This is a genomic window from Planctomycetota bacterium (assembly GCA_026387035.1).
GTDB lineage: Bacteria > Planctomycetota > Phycisphaerae > FEN-1346 > FEN-1346 > JAPLMM01.
In genome coordinates this window covers 1-5,539 of the sequence record JAPLMM010000248.1, presented here as the reverse complement: position 1 = coordinate 5,539, position 5,539 = coordinate 1, and the positions used below count along the sequence as shown (strand labels likewise).

The following is a 5,539-nucleotide window of genomic DNA, read 5'->3' as shown; positions in this document are numbered from 1 at the left end:
ACCGCGCTGCCGCCCAGCCCCAGCAGAAATGCGACGTACGCCAGCACGGGGCACACCAAAACCCACTGGCCGCGCCGCGCCGCCGTCCAGAGGCCGAAGAGAATCAGGGCCGTCGGAACGACGTTGAACCCTTGGAGTTCCTGCCCCGTGATCGCTTCGCACAAGGCGCCGGGAAGGCGGAAGGGTCCTTCGGCCACCTGGACCCAGCGCTCCCGGAAACAGAATTGGAACCGCTCGAAAATCGTCACGAAGTAGTCGGGGCCGGTGGACGCTGAGCCTCCCCGCAGGAGGAACCACCACGCTAGCGCCCCTGCCGCCACGCCGCCCATGCCGACCAGCGTCGCCAGAAGGCGCCGGCGATATCCTTCGCGGCGAAATTCCAGCGCGAGGCCCACAAAGAGGCCGACGAGAATGACGCCCGCCGGCAACCGTGCCGCCGTCGCCAGGAGCATCGCCCCCAACCCCGCCCAGCACCACGCCCAATGGCCTTGGCGCGCGCGGACAAAGGCGTATAGCCCCAGCGCGACGAAGAAGGCGCACGGCACGTCCGTCAGAATCCGCGTCGAGTCCACCAGGAGCCGGGCGCTCGACCCCGTAATCAGGAGCGCGGCAAGCGCGAGCCGAACGTCGTCCGCCCCGACCTCACTCGCGAGCCGGCGCACCGTCAGATAGGCGAAAATCACCGTCCCGAGCGCCGACAAAGAGACGAGGAGGTTGATCGGCCAATACGCCGGCCCGAAGAGGAGCCGGCTGCCGGCGACGAGGACCGGCAGCAGCGGCGGTATTCCGCCCGCCGGTCCGCCGTTGTACTCCATGCCGCGGCCCTCGGCGATCGAGCGGCCCAGCGTGAGGTACACGGCGCTGTCCGGCTCGATGGCCCACTGGTTGTTGAGGGTCAGAAGGTAGAGGATGGCGAGCGCGGCGAAGACCAGAATGGCGTGGCGCCGCTCCTTCGGATCGTGTCCCGGCCCGGTCGGCATCGTTGTCATGGGCGTTCATCGTGCGTTGCACCGCAAAGCCAGTCAACCAAAAAGGGGAATGGGTTTACGCCGTTCGAGCCGCGACCGTAAGGTCGCGGCGACGTTCCCCGCCGTAGCACGTGCCACGCCGCGCGGCGCTGACCGGGTGCTTCCGCCGCCGGCTCGAACGGCGCGTAGGCTTCCGCACCCGCCTCGGGGCGAATCGCGGAATCTTCCTTGACCGGCCACGTTACCGAGGCTAGAATGATTCAAGAGATAAGTCGGGCGATTCCGATAGAGAGTCGTGTGACTCAATATCGAAGTCGCTTGGAAAGCGAAGAGGACGGACGAATGCTGCAGCCTATTGTTGCTTCGGCCAGCACGGAGCGGGTTCTGGTGTTTCTTCGCTCGAGGGGCGAGGGGTACGCCCGTGAGATGGCACGCTTCTTTGGCACGAGCCTCCGGCCGATTCAGAGACAATTGGAGCGCCTGGAAGCAGCCAGCGTCCTCTGGAGCCGCCTCGTGGGCCGAACGCGCCTGTACGCGTTCAACCCGCGGTATCCTTTCCTGCGGGAGTTGGAGGCCTTGCTCGACCGGGCCCTGTCCTTCTATCCCGAATCGGATCGCCGGGCGCTTCTGATGAATCGTCGGCGACCTAGGAGAGCTGGGAAACCCCTATGAAGCCGATCAACGAGATGTCGGCGGGCGAGTTGGCGGCTTTCGTGGCCAGTCACCTGAAGCAGGGCGGCATCGAAGTCGTGCTGTCCGGCGGGGCCTGTGTCACGATCTGGAGCGAGGGGCTGTACGTTTCGGCCGACCTGGACCTTATCGGCGACGGCACAACGCCCCGGTCGAGCCTGCGAAAGGCGCTGGCCGAAATCAGTTTCGTGGAGCAGGGGAGGCAGTTCGTCCATCCGGACGCTCGGTTCTTCGTGGATTGCCCGTCGGGCCCGGTCGCTTTGGGGCGAGAGGCCCCGAAGGAAATCCGCACGATCGAGTTCGCGACCGGCAGCCTGCGCCTCCTCTCGCCGACCGATTGCGTGAAGGACCGGCTGCTCGCATGGTACCACTGGCACGACCGCCAGTCGCTGGAACAGGCGGCCCTGGTGGCCGAACGCAACCCCGTGGACCTGAACGAACTCGCTGCGTGGTCGAAGCGCGAAGGCAAACTGGAGGTCTTCGAGGAGGTCAAGGAACGTCTGTCGCCGTCGCGCTGACAACAGATGGGCTTTGCGCTTGACTCTCCTGGCGCGCGTTTCTAGCATCACGCGGCGCTCGGCGCCCCGCGCGTCGCCGGCGCGCTAGCCCCGAAGAGGAGCGGCCCTGTGCCCGCGTCGCCGTCCCTACTCAATCGCCCTCGCGTGACCGCCCTGGTCCTGAATTGGAACGGCATCCGGGTGGTGGGCGACTGCGTCCGCTCGCTCCAGGCCCAGGACTACCCGGCCCTTGAGGTCCTCGTGGTGGACAACGCCTCGACGGACGGCTCGGCCGAGATGCTCGCGCGCGAGTTTCCCCGCGTCCGCATCCACCGCAACGCGGCAAACCTCGGCTTCGGCGGCGGGAACAATAGCGGCATCAACCGCATCACGACGTCCTACGTCCTCATGTGCAACAACGACATCCACCTCGAACCCGACTGCGTCCGACGCTTGGTCGAGTGCCTCGAGGCAAACCCGCAGGCGGGCGCCGCGGCGCCGATGATCGTCCTGGCGGCGAGCGGCCTGGTGGACGCCGCGGGCATCGTTGTCTGCCCCGACGGTCTGGCGCTGGGCGGCGGCCGGGCCCAGCCGCCCGACGCCATGCGCCAAGGCGGCGAAGTCTTCTACGTCTCCGACTGCTGCTGCCTCTATCGCCGGGCGATGCTCCAGGACCTCCGCCTGCCGGACGGCGAAATCTACGACGAGGACTTCTTCGCCTATGCCGACGAGACCGACATGGGCTGGCGCGCCCAGCGCCACGGTTGGAAAAGCCTATACGTGCCGGAGACCCTGGTGTATCATCATCACGCGGCCTCGAGCGGGAGCGTCTCGCCGTTCCTCGCGCGCCTGGTCGAGCGGAACCGCATCTGGGTGGCCGTCAAGAATTTCCCGACCTGGCTGCTCCTCGCGGGCGTCGCGTGGTCGGGCTACCGGTACTTCTGGCAGGTCTGGGGAGCGCTCGCCGGCAAAGGCCGCGCGGGGGCCATGGCCTCCCAGCGATCGAAAGGCGAGATGGCGCGCCTCCTGTGGCAGGCGTGGCGCGAGGCCTGGGCCGGTTTGACGAAGATGCTCCGTAAACGCGCCTGGATCCTGCGGAGCGGCCGGATGGGGCCCCGGCGTTTCCGCGAGATTTTCCGGCGTTTCGGCATCGGCGCCCGCGACATCGCCTTGCGCGATTGAGCGTGGGTTTAAACGCAGAGGACGCAGAGAGCGCAGAGAGCGGCGGAAAAAGGGAAAAGGCAAAAAGATGAAAAGCACTTTAGCCGTGGTTGTCTTTCCTTGATTAGGGTTTTTCTCTGCGTTCTCAGCGATCTCTGCGTTGAGTCACGGCAGGAAAACGGAGAAGGCCCATGACGATCCCGGTGTTTCGCCCCAGTTACGGCGAGGAGGAGTTCGAGGCCGTCCGGAAGGTGATGGCGTCCGGCTGGGTCGGCCTCGGACCGAAGACCGCCGAGTTCGAGAAAAAGTTTGCCGAGTACCTTGGCGTCAAGCACGCCGTGGCCTTGAACAGCGGCACCGCGGCGCTGCACCTGGCGATGATCGCCGCCGAGGTCGAGGGCCGCGAGGTCATCACGACGCCCCTGACGTTCGTCTCGACGAACCACGCCATTCTCTACGCGGGCGCCAGGCCCGTCTTCGCCGACGTCGAAGAGGCGAGCGGCAACATGGACCCCGAGTCGGTCGCCAAACGCGTCACGAAGAAGACGCGGGCGATCGTGTGCGTCCACTACGGCGGCCGGCCGTGCAAGATGGAGCCGCTTCGCCAGATCGCGGAGAAACATGGTCTTATCTTGATTGAAGATACTGCCCACGGATGCGGGGGCGAATGGCGCGGGCGGAAACTCGGCGCGATCGGCGACCTCGGGTGCTTCTCCTTCCACGCCGTCAAGAACCTCGCCACCGGCGAGGGCGGCATGCTGGTCACCAACGATGCCGAAACCGACCGGCGCCTCCGCCGCCTCCGATGGTGCGGCATCACGAAGGACACCTGGAGCCGTGAGGCCAAGGCCGACACCCAGTACTCGTGGTACTACGACGTCGTGGAACTCGGATTCAAGTGCCACCTGAACGACATCCCGGCGGCGATCGGCCTGGTGCAACTTAAGCGACTGGACGCGATGAACGCGCAGCGTGCGGCGTGGGCGCGGCGCTACGACGAGGCTCTGGCCGACCTGGATTGGATCCAGCGTCCCGTCGCCGAACCGGACACGAAACCCGCCTGGCACAACTACGCCGTCCAGACGGACCACCGCGACGGGCTGAACGCGGCGCTGGCGGAGCGCGACATATCGACCGGCGTCCATTACATTCCGAACAACCATTACGCGATGTACAAGCAGTGCCGGGGGCCGACCCCCGTCTGCGAACGGATCTGGAAACGCCTGCTGACGCTCCCCCTCTATCCGGACCTCACGGAAGAGGATTTCGGCCGGGTGGTCGACGCCATTTGCGCCTTCGGCCGCGAGAAGGGCCTGAACGCATAGTGCGGCGTAATGCCGAGCCCAGACCCTTGGTCGGGGTTATCTCACGCATCGCGTAGTGCACCGTCGCGGGGCGAGTATGGAAGAAGTCAATTGCATCCTCTGCAGCAAGCCAGGCGAGCCCGCCTTCGAGAAGGCCGACAAGTTCCCGCCCCACGAGCGGTTCCGCGTCGTGCGGTGCGCGGCCTGCGGCCTTCGGTGGGTCAGCCCGCGCCCGTCGCCCGCCGAGATCGGCCGATACTATCCCGACACCTACAGTTGGAAGCCCGAGACGCCAGGCCCCGAGGGCCTCGTCCATCGGCTCGAGCGCGCGTACCGGTTTCACCTGCTGCGCTTTGAGACGCGCTCGATGCTTCGGCGCACGGACCTTGCGCCGGGCGACAGGGTTCTGGACGTCGGCTGCGGGAGCGGCGACCGGTTGCTCGTGATGAAGGAGGCGGGCCTGGAGCCGGCGGGCGTCGAAATTACGCCCGCCGCGGACTACGCCCGCGAGCGCCTCGGCCTGGACGTGCGGCGCGGAACGCTCGAAGAGGCGGCCTTCGACGCCGGTGCGTTCCGGGCCGTCACGCTCCACAACGTCCTGGAACACGTGCACGATCCGCGGTCGGTCCTGGCGGAGGCGCGGCGCGTGCTGGCGGCCAACGGTTGGCTCGTGGTCCAGGTGCCGAACGCGCGGAGCCTGCAGGCGCGCCTGTTCGGGCGGCGGTGGGCGGCGCTGGATGCCCCGCGCGACCTTTACTACCATACGCCGGCGACGCTGGGTCGGCTCCTGGAGTCGGCGGGCTTCGCGGTCCGGAGCGTGGCCCATCGGACGAGTTTTCTGCATCCGCCGACCGCCGCCATCAGCCTCCTGCCCTGGACGGACCCGCAGCGGTTCTGGGCGGCGGAGCAACAGGGCGGC

6 protein-coding genes are annotated in these 5,539 nt (G+C 67.1%); 5 read left to right on the top strand and 1 reads right to left on the bottom strand.

Going from position 1 to position 5,539, the window contains the following annotated elements; all coding sequences use genetic code 11:
- Positions 1–989: glycosyltransferase family 39 protein (locus NTX40_09350; protein MCX5649283.1), on the bottom strand; the 989-nt coding region annotated here is incomplete at its 3' end.
- A gap of 321 nt (positions 990–1,310) precedes the next feature.
- On the opposite strand from NTX40_09350, the gene NTX40_09345 reads away from it, so the two are divergent.
- From NTX40_09345 to NTX40_09325, 5 genes are all read left to right on the top strand, one after another.
- Positions 1,311–1,640: an ArsR family transcriptional regulator gene (locus NTX40_09345; GenBank protein ID MCX5649282.1), complete on the top strand. Its 330-nt coding sequence runs from the start codon at positions 1,311–1,313 to the stop codon at positions 1,638–1,640.
- Positions 1,637–2,176: a hypothetical protein gene (locus NTX40_09340; protein ID MCX5649281.1), complete on the top strand. Its 540-nt coding sequence runs from the start codon at positions 1,637–1,639 to the stop codon at positions 2,174–2,176. The genes NTX40_09345 and NTX40_09340 overlap by 4 nt, the downstream gene beginning before the upstream one ends.
- Positions 2,177–2,284: 108 nt before the next feature.
- On the top strand, positions 2,285–3,337 hold the full coding sequence (locus NTX40_09335; protein ID MCX5649280.1) for a glycosyltransferase family 2 protein: 1,053 nt from the start codon (positions 2,285–2,287) through the stop codon (positions 3,335–3,337).
- Positions 3,338–3,507: 170 nt separating this feature from the next.
- Positions 3,508–4,641: a DegT/DnrJ/EryC1/StrS family aminotransferase gene (locus NTX40_09330; GenBank protein ID MCX5649279.1), complete on the top strand. Its 1,134-nt coding sequence runs from the start codon at positions 3,508–3,510 to the stop codon at positions 4,639–4,641.
- Between the two features lie 76 nt (positions 4,642–4,717).
- Positions 4,718–5,539 (top strand): class I SAM-dependent methyltransferase (locus tag NTX40_09325; protein MCX5649278.1); only part of this gene is annotated, 822 nt, incomplete at its 3' end.